Source organism: Amycolatopsis sp. FDAARGOS 1241 (assembly GCF_016889705.1).
Lineage (GTDB): Bacteria > Actinomycetota > Actinomycetes > Mycobacteriales > Pseudonocardiaceae > Amycolatopsis.
In genome coordinates, this window is the sequence record NZ_CP069526.1 from 9,261,307 (window position 1) to 9,275,530 (window position 14,224).

At 70.2% G+C, this 14,224-nt stretch carries 12 protein-coding genes; 2 read left to right on the plus strand and 10 right to left on the minus strand.

The window, feature by feature from the left end; translation table 11 throughout:
- Positions 1-9: 9 nt before the first annotated feature.
- The 6 genes from rpsR to I6J71_RS44965 all read right to left on the minus strand — a co-directional run bounded on the left by rpsR (position 10) and on the right by I6J71_RS44965 (position 4,102).
- Positions 10-258: a 30S ribosomal protein S18 gene (gene rpsR / locus I6J71_RS44940; RefSeq protein ID WP_003098744.1), complete on the minus strand. Its 249-nt coding sequence runs from the start codon at positions 256-258 to the stop codon at positions 10-12.
- Positions 259-298: 40 nt separating this feature from the next.
- A complete protein-coding gene (locus tag I6J71_RS44945; protein ID WP_204092417.1) occupies positions 299-808 on the minus strand; it encodes a single-stranded DNA-binding protein in 510 nt (169 codons plus the stop codon).
- Between the two features lie 17 nt (positions 809-825).
- Positions 826-1,152, minus strand: a complete 327-nt coding sequence (gene rpsF, locus I6J71_RS44950) for a 30S ribosomal protein S6 (RefSeq protein WP_204092418.1) — start codon at positions 1,150-1,152, stop codon at positions 826-828.
- A 102-nt stretch (positions 1,153-1,254) separates the two neighbouring features.
- A complete protein-coding gene (locus tag I6J71_RS44955; RefSeq protein ID WP_239154274.1) occupies positions 1,255-2,148 on the minus strand; it encodes a hypothetical protein in 894 nt (297 codons plus the stop codon).
- 96 nt (positions 2,149-2,244) lie between these two features.
- The gene (locus I6J71_RS44960) at positions 2,245-3,156 is read right to left on the minus strand and encodes a hypothetical protein (RefSeq protein ID WP_204092419.1); all 912 of its coding nucleotides are present in this window, start codon (positions 3,154-3,156) and stop codon (positions 2,245-2,247) included.
- A gap of 133 nt (positions 3,157-3,289) precedes the next feature.
- Entirely contained in the window at positions 3,290-4,102 is an 813-nt protein-coding gene (locus I6J71_RS44965) for a hypothetical protein (RefSeq protein ID WP_204092420.1), read from the minus strand.
- Between the two features lie 100 nt (positions 4,103-4,202).
- Here I6J71_RS44965 and I6J71_RS44970 point away from each other — a divergent pair, with 100 nt between their 5' ends.
- Complete coding sequence (locus tag I6J71_RS44970; RefSeq protein WP_204092421.1) at positions 4,203-4,976, plus strand: deoxyribonuclease IV; 774 nt, start codon at positions 4,203-4,205, stop codon at positions 4,974-4,976.
- Here I6J71_RS44970 and I6J71_RS44975 read toward each other — a convergent pair.
- Positions 4,973-6,538, minus strand: a complete 1,566-nt coding sequence (locus I6J71_RS44975) for a glycosyltransferase family 87 protein (RefSeq protein WP_204092422.1) — start codon at positions 6,536-6,538, stop codon at positions 4,973-4,975. The genes I6J71_RS44970 and I6J71_RS44975 overlap by 4 nt on opposite strands.
- Before the next feature lie 36 nt (positions 6,539-6,574).
- Positions 6,575-7,642, minus strand: coding sequence for an ROK family transcriptional regulator (locus tag I6J71_RS44980; RefSeq protein WP_204092423.1), 1,068 nt, complete (start codon positions 7,640-7,642; stop codon positions 6,575-6,577).
- A 57-nt stretch (positions 7,643-7,699) separates the two neighbouring features.
- Between I6J71_RS44980 and I6J71_RS44985 the strand changes: the two genes are divergently transcribed.
- The gene (locus I6J71_RS44985) at positions 7,700-8,764 is read left to right on the plus strand and encodes a Gfo/Idh/MocA family oxidoreductase (RefSeq protein ID WP_204092424.1); all 1,065 of its coding nucleotides are present in this window, start codon (positions 7,700-7,702) and stop codon (positions 8,762-8,764) included.
- 142 nt (positions 8,765-8,906) lie between these two features.
- Here the strand turns inward: I6J71_RS44985 and I6J71_RS44990 are convergent, their stop codons facing one another.
- Positions 8,907-11,237 carry a transglycosylase domain-containing protein gene (locus I6J71_RS44990; RefSeq protein WP_370542058.1) on the minus strand — a complete coding sequence of 777 codons (2,331 nt, stop codon included), beginning with the start codon at positions 11,235-11,237 and terminating at the stop codon, positions 8,907-8,909.
- Between the two features lie 527 nt (positions 11,238-11,764).
- Positions 11,765-14,128 carry a transglycosylase domain-containing protein gene (locus I6J71_RS44995; protein ID WP_370542059.1) on the minus strand — a complete coding sequence of 788 codons (2,364 nt, stop codon included), beginning with the start codon at positions 14,126-14,128 and terminating at the stop codon, positions 11,765-11,767.
- Between the last annotated feature and the right edge of the window lie 96 nt (positions 14,129-14,224).

Sequence of the window (14,224 nt, forward strand, 5' to 3'; positions counted from 1 at the left end):
CGAGCCTCCTCAGCGCGCAGTCGACGTGTAGGGCAGCAGCGCCATCTCGCGCGAGTTCTTCACCGCGATGGCGATGTCGCGCTGGTGCTGGCTGCAGTTGCCGGTGACCCGACGGGCACGGATCTTGCCGCGGTCGGAGATGTACTTCCGCAGCAGGTTCGTGTCCTTGTAGTCGATCAGCTCGGGACGGCCCTTCTTCTCGGCCTTGCAGAAAACGCAGACCTTCTTCTTGGGCTTACGAATGGGTGGCTTCGCCACTGTGTACTCCTGGAATCAAATCTTGAGGAAAAACGAAAGATCAGAACGGGGGCTCGTCGGAGAAGCCGCCGCCACCGCCGCCGGCCGGCGGGGCCGAGCCCCACGGGTCGTCGGCCGGCATGCCGCCACCGCCGCCGCGGTTGCCACCGCCACCGCCACCGCCGAAGTCACCGCCGCCGCCACCGCGGCTGACCTTGTTGACCTTCGCCGTCGCGTAGCGCAGCGAGGGCCCGATCTCGTCGACCTCGAGCTCGACGACGGTGCGCTTCTCGCCTTCCTTGGTCTCGAAGGACCGCTGCTTGAGCCGGCCCTGCACGACCACCCGGGCACCGCGCGTGAGCGATTCGGCGACGTTCTCCGCCGCCTGGCGCCAGATGTTGCAGCGAAGGAAGAGCGCCTCGCCGTCCTTCCACTCGCCGGTCTGCCGGTCGAGCGTGCGCGGGGTGGACGCGACGGTGAAGTTCGCGACCGCCGCACCCGACGGGGTGAAGCGCAGTTCGGGGTCGGAAGTCAGGTTTCCGACCACCGTGATGACGGTGTCTCCGGCCACGGGGACGTCCCTTCGGCTCAGGCCTTGGCGGCGACGGGCTTGGCCGCGGCGCGCTTGACCTCACGCCGCATGACCTTGGTGCGCAGCACGGTCTCCTGCAGAGACAGCTGCCGGTCGAGCTCCTTGACGGCGTCCGCGTCGGAGTTCAGGTCGAGCACCGCGTAGATGCCCTCGCCGTGCTTCTTGATCTCGTACGACAGGCGACGGCGGCCCCAGACGTCGACCTTCTCCACGCTTCCGCCGGAGTTGCGGATCACGTTGAGGAAGTTGTCCAGCGTGGGGGCGACCGTGCGCTCGTCGAGCGTGGGGTCCAGGATGACCATTACCTCGTAATGGCGTGACACAACCACTCACCTCCTATGGGCTCTGCGGCCACGGCGGATCCGTGGCAGGAGGGTTTGTCCAGGTAAGGATACCCGGCGGGGCCGACAGCCCCGGCAAGCGGGTCAGGACGCGCGGCGCAGCACCCACGTGCGGACCAGGCCGGCGGTCACACCGGCGAGCACGATCACCGCGAGCAGCATCGGCAGCTGCACGCTCGACGCGCTGTCCGCCGAAGCGAGCGACTCGGCGTCGCCGGCGTTGCGGATGTCCGGCCCCTGGCCCTGCGGGTTCTCGCCACCGGTCACCGGTGCGGCGGAGCCGGGCAGCGTGCCCGCGCCGTAGCGGGCGCCGGGCGCGACGGCGATGCCGGGCGTCGCGGCCGGGATGCCGTTGTAGCCGCGCCGCGGTGCGGTGCCGCCGGTGGAGCCCGGGACGAGGTTGGCGAGCGGACCTTCGCCGGAGCCGGACGACGACGGCGCGTGGGAGGACGCCGAGCTGGGCGCCGAGGACGACGTCGGAGCCGAGTAGTTCGTGGCGAGCGTGGTCAGCCCGCAGTTCGACGCGACGGAGGTGGTGATCGCGCCGAGGACCTGCTTCTTCGTGTCGGCGCTCCAGCCGAGTGCGGCGTTGCCCTGCAGCGCCTGCCCGACGGCGTCGCCGATGGCCTTGCCCTCGATCGTGCCGCCCGCGGAGCTGGGCACCTGGCCGACGGTGAGCGTCTTGGCGGCGAGCGCGTTCGCGAGCCCGTCGGGATCCACGCCGTTGAGCGGGATGAGCCCGAGCAACGACGCTCGTTTCGATTCCGCCGCCTGCTTCGCGATGGTGCTGACGGAAGAGCCCGGCAACGCGACCGTGTCGCCCATGCCGCCGCTCACCGAACCCGAGCACTGGTCGGCCAGAGTCGTCGCCGCCGACGCGCTGCCCGAGCCGAGGAACGCGCCGCCGGTCACGAGCGCGGCGAGCGCGGTGACGCTGAGTACGTGCCGGGTTCTCAGCCAGTGGGGGTTCTTCGGCACGAGCGCTGTCCTCCAAGGTCCGTGGGCTGGTCCAGGGCAGGGACCATCGCGACAGGTAAAACGAAAGGGACCTCGAAAAGATACTGGTGAGTCGGCCTAAGCCGCAGCGGCCATTCGGCGGAGCACCCACGTCCGGACCAGTCCGGCGCTGACTCCGGAGAGTGCGAGAACTGCCACCAGCACAGGCCAGTCCAACCCGTTCGAGTGGTCGTCGCCGCTCGACGGTAACGCCTGCGCCTCGCCCGCGTTCTGCACGCTCGGGTTGCCGGCCGACGCCTGACCCGGGTTCGAGATGCCGTACTGCGGCGCGTAACCCGGGATCTGGCTGCCGTAGCGCAGCGCGGGCGAGGGCGAGAACAGCCCGGCCATCGCCATCGGGATGTCGCCGTAGTCGCGCATCGGCGCGTACCCCGTGCTGAACGGCAGGTTCGAGAAGCCCGGGAAGAGCGATGCGAACGGACCGCCGCCGCCCGCGCCGGGCAGCAGCGGGCTGTTGGAGTCGGGGATCGGCGTCTGCCCGGATGGCGTGCCGCCCTGCGGCGCACCCGTCCCGTCCGACGGCGGCTGCTGTGGGCTGCCCGGGTTCTGCCGCGCGGGCGAGCCGCCGGCCAGCGCGCGCTGCGTGGTGTCCACACCCTGCTGCAGCGTGCCCGTGGCACCCGAGACGGTGTTGTTCAAAGCCCCCGCGGCGGGCGCGCCCACGACCGGCACCGGGGCGACGGCGGTGTTGACCACGTTCACGGTGACCTTGCAGACCGTGCCGAGCAGCGCGTTGACGGTCCCCGTCAGCACGCCGGACGCCTGGCCGACCACCCCGAGGTCGAGCGGGAGCCCGAGCAGCGGAGTCGTGCCCTTGACCCGGTCCCCGGGCTTCGCGGTGATCGTCGAGCCGCACGGGGCCGTGAGCGTGTCGGCCGACGCGGTACCCGGCGCGGCGAGCACGGCCGACCCGGCCAGCACGAAGGCCGCTGCGCCCACGGCGGTGGCCCTGCGTGTGCGGTGCTGCATGGCCGTCTGCTCCTTCGCGTGTCCCGGCGGACCCAGTCTCCCCTGGACAACGACGGTAACGGGAACGGGTGACGCCCGCTCAGCCACCGATGTCAGGCATTCGGGTGCAAGTGCGGGTCACGGCTCGTGAGCGTCAGGCGGGCTTGCGGCGCAGCCACGCCCGCACGAGCGCGGCCGCGACGATGGCCAGCGCCAGCACGGCGAGCAGCATCGGCAGCTTCGCCGGCGGCGTCACGGCGGGCAGCGCCTGGGCGGTGCCGGACTTCTTCGCGTCGACCGTCGGCACCTGGTCCGCGGGCAGCTGGCCGGGGATGACCTGCGTGATCACCGGCGGCGCCTGCACGAGGCCGGACGGCAGCATCGCCGCGTTGGTGAAGATGCCCGCGATGGAGTCGAGGTCGCCCAGCTGGTCGCCGGGGCCCGTGACGACTGGGTCGAGGCTGCTGCCTGGCGGCGTCTGGCCCGGCGGAGTCTGCCCGGGCGGGTTGCCGCCTGGCGGGTTGTCCCCGGGCGGGGTCTGGCCCGGAGGGTTCCCGGTCGCGCCGCCCACCAGGTTCTGCGTGGTGTCGCCGACGGCGTTCACGGTGTCCTGCGCGGCCGGGCAGACGCCGTCCGTCGCCAGCTCACCCACCGCCGGCGCGTCGCCGACGCCGAGTGTGCGCACGACGTCGCCCACCGGGAGCGTGAACAGCGGCTGCTGCCCGTCGGCTTGCTGGGCCTTCGAGTCGAGGCCGACAGTGAGCCGGTCGGGGGCGTTGAGCGGGGCGCCGGCGTCGACGGACAGGCCCTTTCCGGACTTGCCGTTCTGCAGCGTGGCCGCGCAGTCGCCGTCGATCGTCGGGCTCGGATTCGCGGAAGCCGTGGCGGGGAGCGTGAGCGCGGCCGAGAGAACCGGCACCGCGACGGCGAGCCCCAGGGTGGTGATCCGGCCGGCGTTCTTCCCCATGCAAACCCTCCGAGGTGGTTCACGGAACGCGCTCACGGTACTCGACGAGCGTGACCAACTGGGGCGTCAGGTGCGGATTCACCCGGGGTAGCGTGCTGTCATGCAGATTGGCGCCCATGTCCGCGACGACGATCCGCTGGCCGCCGTCGCCGAGCGAGAAGCCGACGTCGTCCAGTTCTTCCTGTCCGACCCGCAGGGGTGGAAGGCTCCGAAGCCGCACCCGCACGCCGACGCGATCAAGGAGTCGCCCGTCGAGGTGTTCATCCACGCGCCGTACCTGATCAACGTCGCGTCGCTCAACAACCGCATCCGGATCCCGTCGCGCAAGAACGTCACGCAGCACGCCGATGGCGCCGCCGCGATCGGCGCGAAGGGCCTGATCGTGCACGGCGGCCACGTGGGCGCCGGCGACGACGTGGCCCTGGGCCTGGCCAACTGGCGCAAGCTCTTCGAGCGCGAGGCCGAAAAGGGTGGCTTCGCCGTGCCGATCCTCATCGAGAACACCGCGGGCGGCGAGAACGCCATGACCCGCGAGCTCGACGTGATCGCGCGCCTGTGGGACGAGGTCGGCGAGTTCGGTGCCGGGTTCTGCCTCGACACCTGCCACGCCTACGCCGCGGGCTGGGAGCTGGCCGACGCCGTGGAGAAGGTCAAGGCCATCACGGGCCGCATCGACCTCGTCCACCTCAACAACTCGCGCGACGAGTTCGGCTCCAACCGCGACCGCCACGCCAACGTCGTCGGCGGCGACGGCACGATCGACGCCGAGCTGCTCGCCGAGGTCGCCCGCAAGGCCGGCGCCCCCATCGTCGTCGAAACGCCGAGCGAGGGCCAGGCCGCGGACATCGCCTACGTGCGCAAACGCCTCGGCTAAGACGTCCCGGGCACCGCCGGCGCGGACCGGCGGTGCCGGAACCCGGCGAACTTCACCCGGTCGCGGGAGCGCTGGAGCACACCGCCGGCGGGATCGTCGTCGCCGGCGAGGCGGACGAGGTCGGTGCGCGGGCGGTAGATCTCGCGGATCACCAGCACGCACAGGCCGACCACCGCGAGGTCACGCACCACGACCGTGCCCAGGAACCAGCCCTCCGGCAGTCCCTTGTGGTCGATGCCGAGGTAGTAGAACATTCGCGGCGCCCAGACCAGCGCGTCGATCACCATCCAGCCCAGCAGCAGGCGCCAGCGCGGGATGGCGAGCACCGCCAGCGGCACGAGCCACAGCGAGTACTGCGGGCTCCACACCTTGTTCGTCAGCAGGAACGCGGCCACCACGAGGAACGCGAGCTGGCCGAAGCGCGGGCGCCGCGGCGCGGTCAGGGCGACGTACGCGATGCCGGCGCAGCAGGCCAGGAACAGCACGGCGATCACGGTGTTGAGCACCGTCGGTGTCTGTCCTTTGTGGAGCGCGCCGTCGAAGCCGGTCCAGCCCGTGGCGTACGAGATCACGTTGTAGAGCGAGTCCGGGTCCATCGGGCGCAGCGTGTTGAGCCGGAAGAACTCCCACCAGCCGCGCGTGGCGACGAGGATGAACGGCACGTTCACCACGAGCCAGGCCAGCACGGCGAAGCCCGCCGTCCGGCCCCACGCGCGCAGCTTCCCGGCGCGCAGGCACAGCACGAACAGCACTCCGAGCAGCAGCAACGGGTACAGCTTGGCGGCGGCTCCCAGCCCGAGCAGCACGCCGGCGATCTCCGGTCGTCTGCGCGACCACGCGAGGATCCCGGCGGCGGTGCACGCGGTGGCGATCGCGTCGAAGTTCGTGAACGCCTGGACCAGCACCAGCGGCGAGATCGCGACCAGCACGGCGTCCCAGGGCCGGCGTTTCATCGTCCGCCCGGTCGCCCACACCGTGACGAGCCAGGCGAGTGCGAGCCAGAACGCGGAGATGTTGAAGTAGATCGCCACGGGCAGTGCGCCGGGTAGCCAGCCGGAGTCCGCGATGGCGAGCCAGCCGGCCGCGAGCTTCGCGTTGACCCACTGGAACAGCCCCGTGAGCACGGGGTACTCCATGTACCGGGTCTGGTCTTGCGCCGTCTGCGTGTCCTCATTCCAGGACGAGATGTACGGGAACGTGTGCGGATCGTTGAGCCGTTCCGAGCTGTAGAGCGGCACGATGTCCGAGTAGCACATCGCGACGAACGGGCGGCCCGCGCGCCAGTCGAGCTGGTTGACGCCCGCCGAGTCCGTGTACTGCTGGATGCAGGAGGCCTTGCCGAACCAGCACAGCACCAGTGCCAGCACCGCGAGGCCGAGGCCCACGCGCTGCGGCGACCAGAACCAGTGCCGCCCCACGGCGGCGTGTTCGCCCAGCGGGCCGCCGATCGGTCTCGTCGCCGCGGCGGCCAGCGGGTCGTTCCAGCTGGGCACGATCCGCTCCGCTGGGGTCAGCGTGCGGGGAGCCGCGTCCGGCTCTTCGGCGGTGGCTTGGTGGGGCACGTCGCGGATGCTATCTGCCCGCAGGTCAGGCGCCTGTCATTTCGGGTCTTCGTAGAACCGGGCAAGTACCTCGAACGCCCCACCGAGGGCCACGGCTTCCTCGCCGAGCGCGCTCAGCTCCACCTCGGTGCGCTGCCATTGCGGCACCGGCAGGAGGTCACGCAGCTGCGCCGCCACCGTGTCGCGGTAGACATCCGGCGCCGCGCGGATCGTGCGGCCGAACAGCACGACGCGCTCCAGGTCGAGGACCTGCACGAGGTCGGCGAGCCCGATCCCGAGCAGCCGTGCGGCCTCGGCCGGCGTGGCCGCCGAGCGGTGCATGATCTCGACGCAGCCGCGGCGGCCGCAGGCGCAGCGCGGACCGTCGTAGGCGATCGTGGTGTGGCCGAACTCACCCGCGTTGGTGTGCGGCCCGCGGTAGACGGTGCCGTCGACCAGCAGCCCGACGCCGATGCCCGTGCCCACGAGGACCACGGCCGTGGCCGTGTCCGGTGTGTCCGGCCACGTGTGGGCGACGGCGGCGGAGTTGGTGTTCTTGTCGAGCGTCACGGGCAGTCCGGTGCGCTCGGCGAGGAGGTCGCGAAGGGGCACGTCGTGCCAGCCCGGCATGTTCGTGGCGTCGCGGACGCGGCCCTCGCGGCGGTCGAGCGGGCCCACCGCGCCGACGCCGAGGCCCAGCACGCGCTCAGGGGCCACGCCGGCGAGCAGCTCGCGCGTTGCGCCGGCCACGGCGGTCACGGCTTGCTCGGGCGTGAAGCCGTCGGGCAGCGCGCCCTCGGCCGACGCCTCGACCGCACCGGACAAGCCGGTGCGCAGCACGAGGAAACCATCGCGGTCCAGCTGCGCGCCGAGGGCGCACCGGGCGTCCGGCCGGATGCGCAGCAGCGTGCGCGGCTTGCCGACGCCGGCCGAGGCTTGGCGCTCGACGTCGAGCAGCTGCGTCTCGAGCAGCTCGGCGACGATCTTGGACACGGCCTGCTGCGTCAGGCCCGTGCGCTCGGCCAGCTCGACGCGGCTGAGCCCGCCCGCGCGCAGGATGTGCCCGAGCAGCAGCGCCCGGTTGTGGCGGCGCAGCCCGCGCAGGTTGACCCCGGTCTCTGCCATCCGGTGATCCTCCCCAAGAACTGGCCAATTACGCAACACTGTTGTTTAATATGGCCCATGGCTGATGACTTGCGGGTGGGCATCCTCGGGTACGGCATCGGTGGCCGCGTCTTCCACGCGCCGCTGGTCGCGGCGACGCCGGGGCTCACCCCGGCGGTGATCGTGACGAAGAACCCGGAGCGATCTTCGCAGGCGCGCGCGGAGTACCCGGGCGCCGAGATCGTCCCGGACGCCGACGCGCTCTTCGCCCACGCGGGCGATCTCGACCTGGTCGTGGTGAGCACCCCGAACCGCACCCACGTGCCGCTCGCGCTGCAGGCGATCGAGCGGGGCCTGCCGGTGGTCGTCGACAAGCCGTTCGCACCGACCGCGGCCGAGGCCGAAAAGGTCGTCGCGGCCGCGAAGGCCAAGGGCGTCGGCCTCACCGTCTTCCAGAACCGCCGCTGGGACTCCGACTTCCTCACCGTCCGCAAGGTCATCGACTCCGGCCGGCTCGGCGACGTCTTCCGCTTCGAGTCCCGCTACGACCGCTGGGTGCCGCGGATCAAGGACAACTGGCGCGAATTCGGCGACCCGGCCGAAGCCGGCGGCCTGCTCTACGACCTCGGCGCGCACATCGTCGACCAGGCGCTGCAGCTGTTCGGCCCGGTCACCCAGGTCTACGCGGAGGTCGACCGACGCCGCCCCGGCGTGCAGGTCGACGACGACGTGTTCGTCGCGTTGCGGCACGCGAACGGTGTCCGCTCGCACCTGTGGAGCTCTGCTCTGGCCGCCACGCGCAACCCGCGCTTCCGGGTGCTCGGCGACCGCGCCGCGTTCACCAAGTACGGCCTCGACGTCCAGGAACCCCAGATCAAGGACGGCCTGCGGCCCGGCGACGAAGGCTGGGGTGTCGAACCCGAGGCCGACGCGGGCATCCTGGGTGTCGACGACGGCACCGACCACACCGAGGTCGTGCCGACCGAGGTCGGCCGCTACCAGGACTTTTACGCCCAGGTCCGCGACGCGCTGCGCGGCGAAGGGACGTTCCCCGTCGACCCGGCGGGGTCGGTCGCCGCGCTGCGCGTGATCGAAGCCGCGCACCGCTCCGGCGCGCAAGGCCGCGTCATCACGCTCGACTGACCTCGCCACCAGACCCGGCCGCCAACTCGGCGGCGACCCACAGCGTCGACCTTGCGGCCTCACGCTCCACTGGCGGGCGCGAAAAGAGGCGCCCCCACCCGGTTTCCCGGATGGGAGCGCTTCTTTCTGGTGCCACTCCCGGTCATGAGGTGGGTGTGCCGCCCGTATCCGTTGGCGTCGGGTCACCCGTGGGTGTGTGCTTCGGCGGCTTCGGGATGTGGGAGGGGAACGACGGGAAGTTGCCGCCGCTCGGCCCGTTCGGGTCACCCGGGTTCACAGGGTTGTTGCCGTCGCCGTTTCCCGCGTTGGGATCCGGCGTGTCGGTCGGGGTGATGCCCGTGGGCGGGACGTTGGTGTCGGTGGATTGGTCGGACGGCGGTGCCTCGTTGCCGATGAGCGCGACCTGGTCGAACTTCTCGGCCGGCTTGCCCGTGAGGTAGGTGTTCATGAACTTCTGCCACAGCGGGCCGGCGATCGTGGACCCGAAGATCGGGGAGCTGCCCTTGCCGTGCAGCGCCTGGTCGCCGTCGGCGCCGACCCACACCGCCACGGAAACCGACGGTGTGTAGCCGACCATCCACGTCTGCGCGTTGGCGTTGGCCGCCGAAGCCGGCTCGTCCGGGCGCCGGGTGTGCTGCTGCGTCCCCGTTTTGCCGGCGCACTCGTGACCGCTCGGGCACTTGAGCTTCGAGAACCCGATCACGGGCTCGAGCGTGTCGGTCACGTTGCCCGCGATCTGCTTGCTCAGCTCCGGATCACCGTCGGCGAACGCCGACTTGCCCGGCTGCGCCTCCGTTTCGTAGGCGACTTCGTTCTGCGAGTTCGTCACCTTCAGCACGAAGTGCCGGTCGCGCTGAAGGCCGCCCGAAGCGAAGGTGGCGTACGCCGAAGCCTGGTCGGCCGGCGTGATCTTGGTGTCGCCACCGCCGAGCGAGATGTTGTTGTTCGAGATGTCGATCTGCGAGTTGCCGCCGCCGTTGTCCTTGGTCTTCACGCCCGCTTCCTCGGCGGCCTGCTTGACCGGGCCCTGCTTGGTCTGGTTGAGGACCATGTCGTAGAACACCGTGTTCGCCGAGATCTTCATGGCCTCGGCGACGGTGCACTGCTCCGAGCAGCTGTCGCTGTCACCGGCGTTGCGGACGATGCGCCCGTCGAACTCGCGGTTGTTGCGGCCGTCGAAGGTCGAGTTGATGCCCTTGCCCATCTTGAGGAACGCCGTGAGGTCGTACGGCTTCATCGACGAACCGGGGTTCTGCGGTGTGTCGGCCCAGTCGCGCGCGGCCTGCTTCTGACCGTTCACATCGACGATCGTCGGGCCGCCGTAGTACGCGAGCACGCCGCCGGTCTTCGGGTCGACGGCCACCAGCGCGTCGAGCAGCCGGTTGTCCGACTGGTCCTTCAACGCGTCAGTGCTCAGCTTCTCGGCCGCTTGCTGCGCCTTCGGGTCGATCGTGGTCTGGATCGTGTAGCCGCCGGAGTAGTACTGGTCGTCCGAGATGCCGTGGGCCGCGAGCTCGGCCTTCACCTGGTCGGTGATGAAGGCGTACGGCGCACCCGAGTCGTCCTTGCTCTCCGACAGCGGGATCGGCGTGGGGAACTGCGCGGCCTTGCGGTCGGCCGCGGTGATGTAGTGGTTCTCCACCATGCGGTCGAGCGCGGTGTTCCACCGGTCGTGCGCGACCTTCGAGTTCTCCGACCGGCCCGGCTGCTGGATGAGGCCGGCGAGCAGCGCCGCTTCGGAGAAGGTGAGGTCCTTGACGTCCTTGTGGAAGTAGGCCTGCGACGCCGCGCCGACGCCGTATGCCCCGCGCCCGAAGTAGATGATGTTCAGGTACGCGGTGATGATGTCCTGCTTCGAGTACGTCTGGTTCATCTTGAAGGACTTGGCCAGCTCGGTCCACTTGCGGGTCAGCGTGGGAGCGTCGTTGTCCGTGGCCTTCTTGATGTACTGCTGCGAGATGGTCGAACCACCACCGGTGCCGCCGGTGACCTGGTTGTAGACCGCGCGCAGGATGCCCGTGACGTCGAAGCCCGAGTTGGTCTCGAACGACGAGTCCTCGGTCGCGATCGCGGCGTGCTTCATGACGTCGGGGATCTGGTCGGCGGTGAGGATCTGCCGGTTGCCGCCCGACGGCACGTCCTTGCCCATCGGGGTGCCGTCGGCGTAGAGGTACGTCACGGCCTGGCTCTGCCCCTGCGCGACGCTCTGCGGCGACGGCACGTCGACGCTGAAGTACGTGATCACGAACGCGATCGCGGGGATCACGATGAAGACGCCGACGAACGCATACGCGCACCGCCGGATGATCTTCCAGCGGCGCTTCTTGCGCTGCGCCGCCGTGAGGACGGGTCTGCCCTTCGCGTCGAGCGCCGGCTCGGCGGGGAAGACGTCGTCCGCGTCGAGGGGCCCGTCGTCGTAGCGGTCGTCGCCGTACTGGTTGTCCACGGTGCCGTTGTGCACGTGGTGCGTCATCAGTTCCGGCTCGCGGCGCGGCTGCTGAGGTCCCTGCCCGGGCCGGCGCGCGCCAGGCGGTTGCTGCCGGAACCCGGGCGGCGGTGTGCCGGGCCGGTTCGGCTGCACCCGCGGCCTCGGCGTGCCGGGCGGGGGCGTTCGCGGCGCACCGCCTTGCGGCTGGTTGCGGGCCCACGGCGGCGGGGCCTGGCCGCTCGGAGGGGGTGGTTGACGCCGCGGGTCGGGATCCCGGTCGGGCCAGGAGCGGGTGCGGTCGTCGTTCACGTGCGGATCCTCTTCTCGGACTCGGGCGTGCTGCGGGCGCAGAGCCCCTCTCCACAAGGGGACGCACCGAGGGTGGGGTGGGTTCACTCGACCGGTGGGATCTGTCTCTGCGTGACCACACCGGCACGGCGTGAACCGGACAAAAGTACGCCTACTGTACCGGCTGGGCGATGTCGTCTGCGTCACTCGCGGGCGGGCACCGACACGACGAGGGACTCCCCTCCGGCTGGAGAGGAGCCCCTCGCGTACGTCGGAACGGGCCGCTACCCGGTCGGTCTCGGCGGGTCGGCTCCCGCCTCGCCGCCTCCGCCGGTGATCGGACCACCGCCTTCGCCGGGACCGCCCGGACCGCCGCCGAAGATCCCGGTCGGGCGGGTACGCGAGGTGGTCGTCTCCGAGGTGGTCGTCTCGCTCGTCGTGGTGCTCGACGTGGTGGTCGGCGTCGACTGCGTCGTGGTCGGGGTGGACGTCGTGGTCACCTGGCTACTGGTGCGGCTCGTGGTGGTCACGGTGTCCGCGTCCTTGCCGATGGGCTGGACCTTCGGGAACTTCTCGGTGGGCTTGCCCTTGAGGTAGGTGGCCATGAAGTCCTGCCACGTCGGACCGGCGATCGTGGCACCGAAGATCGGCTGGTTGTTCTTGTCGTGCAACGGCTTGTTGCCGTCGCCGCCGATCCACACCGCTGCCGACACGGACGGCGTGTAGCCCACCATCCAGGTCTGGGCGTTGCGGTCGCCGTAGGACTTCGGGTCGCCCTTCTGCGGGTCGTACTGCTGCGTACCCGTCTTGCCCGCGCACTCGTGACCGGTGGGGCACTGCAGGTTCGAGTGCTTGATCACCGGCTCGAGGGCGTCGGTCACGTTGCCCGCGATCTGCTGGCTCTTCTGCTCGTCGGGGTCGAACGCGGGCTTGCCCTGCGCCTGGGTGTCGTCGAACTCCACTTCGTCCTGCGAGTTCGTGAGCTTCGAGACGAAGTGCTGCGCGCGGTAGATGCCGCCCGCCGCGAAGGTCGAGTAGCCCGCGGCCATGTCCTCCGGCGTCACGACGGTCGCACCACCACCGAGGGCGATGTTCGCGTCGGCGGTACCCAGCTTGGCCTTGCCCTGCGGCGCCGGCTGCACACCGGCTTCCTTCGCCGCTTCCGCGACGGGCGCGGGCTTCGTCACGTTCAGCACCATGTCGTAGAACACGGTGTTGGCCGAGACCTCCATGGCCTTCTTGACCGTGCACTCCTTGCCGCAGCTGGCGCTCTCACCCGCGTTGCGCACGATGCGGCCACCCAGCTCGCGGTTGTTGGTGCCGTCGAAGGTTTCGCCGAGACCCTTGCCCATCTTGAGGAACGCCGTGAGGTCGTAGGCCTTCATCGACGAACCGGGGTTTCTCGCCTGGTTCGCGCGGTCCTGCCCGAGCTGGGTCTTGCCGCTGTCGTCCTTGACCGTGTTCGGGCCACCGTAGTACGCGATGACCCCGCCGGTTCTCGGGTCGACGGCGACCAGCGCGCCCAGGATGTTCGGGTCGGTCTGGCCCTTCATGTTGTCCTGCACCGCCTGCACGGCGGCTTGCTGCGCGGCCGGGTCGATCGTGGTGTAGATCTTCGCGCCGGTGGAGTAGAGCTTGTCCTGGTCGTAGCCCTTGGCTTCGAGCTCGTCGAGGATCCGCTGCTGGATGAAGTAGTCCAGCGTGCCCGCGTCCTGCTTGCTCTGCGAACCCTTGGGCACCATCGTCGGGAACGTCGCCTTGGCGCGGTCGGCTGGGGAAAGCCAGCCGTTCGCGACCATCTGGTCCATGACGTAGCTCCACCGCTTCTGGGTGTACGACGGGTCCTCCGAGCGGCTCGGGCCCTGGATCAGACCGGCGAGCAGTGCGCTCTCCGACGCGGACAGCTGGTTCACGTCCTTGCCGAAGTAGGCCTTCGCCGCAGCCGCGACGCCGTTGGCGCCCCGGCCGAAGTAGACGATGTTCAGGTAGCCGGTGATGATGTCCGATTTGGACTCTTCGTTGTTGAGCTTGAACGACTTCGCGAGCTCGGTCCACTTGCGGGTCAGGGTCGGGGCGTCGTTTTCCGTCGCCTTCTTGATGTACTGCTGCGAGATGGTCGAACCACCACCGGTGCCACCGGTGACCTGGTTGTAGACCGCGCCCAGGATGCCCTTGATGTCGAAGCCCGAGTTGGTCTCGAACGTTTTGTCCTCCGCCGAGTACACGGCGTGCTTGACGACGTCGGGGATCTGGTTCGGCTGCAGCAGCTCGCGGTCGCCGCCGGGCGGGACGCTGCGGCCCATCACCTGGTTGTTGGCGTAGAAGAAGGTGATCGGCTGGCTCTGCAACGCTTTGACGTCCTGCGGGGAAGGAACCTTCACCAGGAAGTACGTGATGACGAAAGCGACGGCGGGCAGCACGATGAACAGACCCACGAACGCGTACGCGCAGCGCCGGATGATCTTCCAGCGGCGCTTCTTGCGCTGCTTCGGCGTGAGCGGCTGCTTCACCGGCTTGCCGTTCTCGTCGAGCTCGGGGCCCTCGTCCTCGAAGTCGTCCTCGTCCGAGTACTGCGCCGACGCGGTGTCGTCGCGGTCGTACTCGTCGTCGTAGCGGTCGTCGTACGGGTCGTGGCCGAAGCTGTCCATGCCGGTGTGCGCGGCGTGGGTGATCAGCTCCGGTTCGCGGTCCGGGTACGACGGTTGCGGGGGTGGCGGCGCTGGACGGCCCTGCGGCGGGCGGCG

Bases quoted from the DNA above. Each gene is read 5' to 3' on its own strand.
- I6J71_RS44985 (WP_204092424.1), top strand. From the start codon at position 7,700: ATGGCTGATGACTTGCGGGTGGGCATCCTCGGGTACGGCATCGGTGGC.
- I6J71_RS44995 (WP_370542059.1), bottom strand. From the start codon at position 14,128: ATGGACAGCTTCGGCCACGACCCGTACGACGACCGCTACGACGACGAG.
- I6J71_RS44980 (WP_204092423.1), bottom strand. From the start codon at position 7,642: ATGGCAGAGACCGGGGTCAACCTGCGCGGGCTGCGCCGCCACAACCGG.
- I6J71_RS44970 (WP_204092421.1), top strand. From the start codon at position 4,203: ATGCAGATTGGCGCCCATGTCCGCGACGACGATCCGCTGGCCGCCGTC.
- I6J71_RS44960 (WP_204092419.1), bottom strand. From the start codon at position 3,156: ATGCAGCACCGCACACGCAGGGCCACCGCCGTGGGCGCAGCGGCCTTC.
- I6J71_RS44990 (WP_370542058.1), bottom strand. From the start codon at position 11,237: ATGACGCACCACGTGCACAACGGCACCGTGGACAACCAGTACGGCGAC.
- I6J71_RS44965 (WP_204092420.1), bottom strand. From the start codon at position 4,102: ATGGGGAAGAACGCCGGCCGGATCACCACCCTGGGGCTCGCCGTCGCG.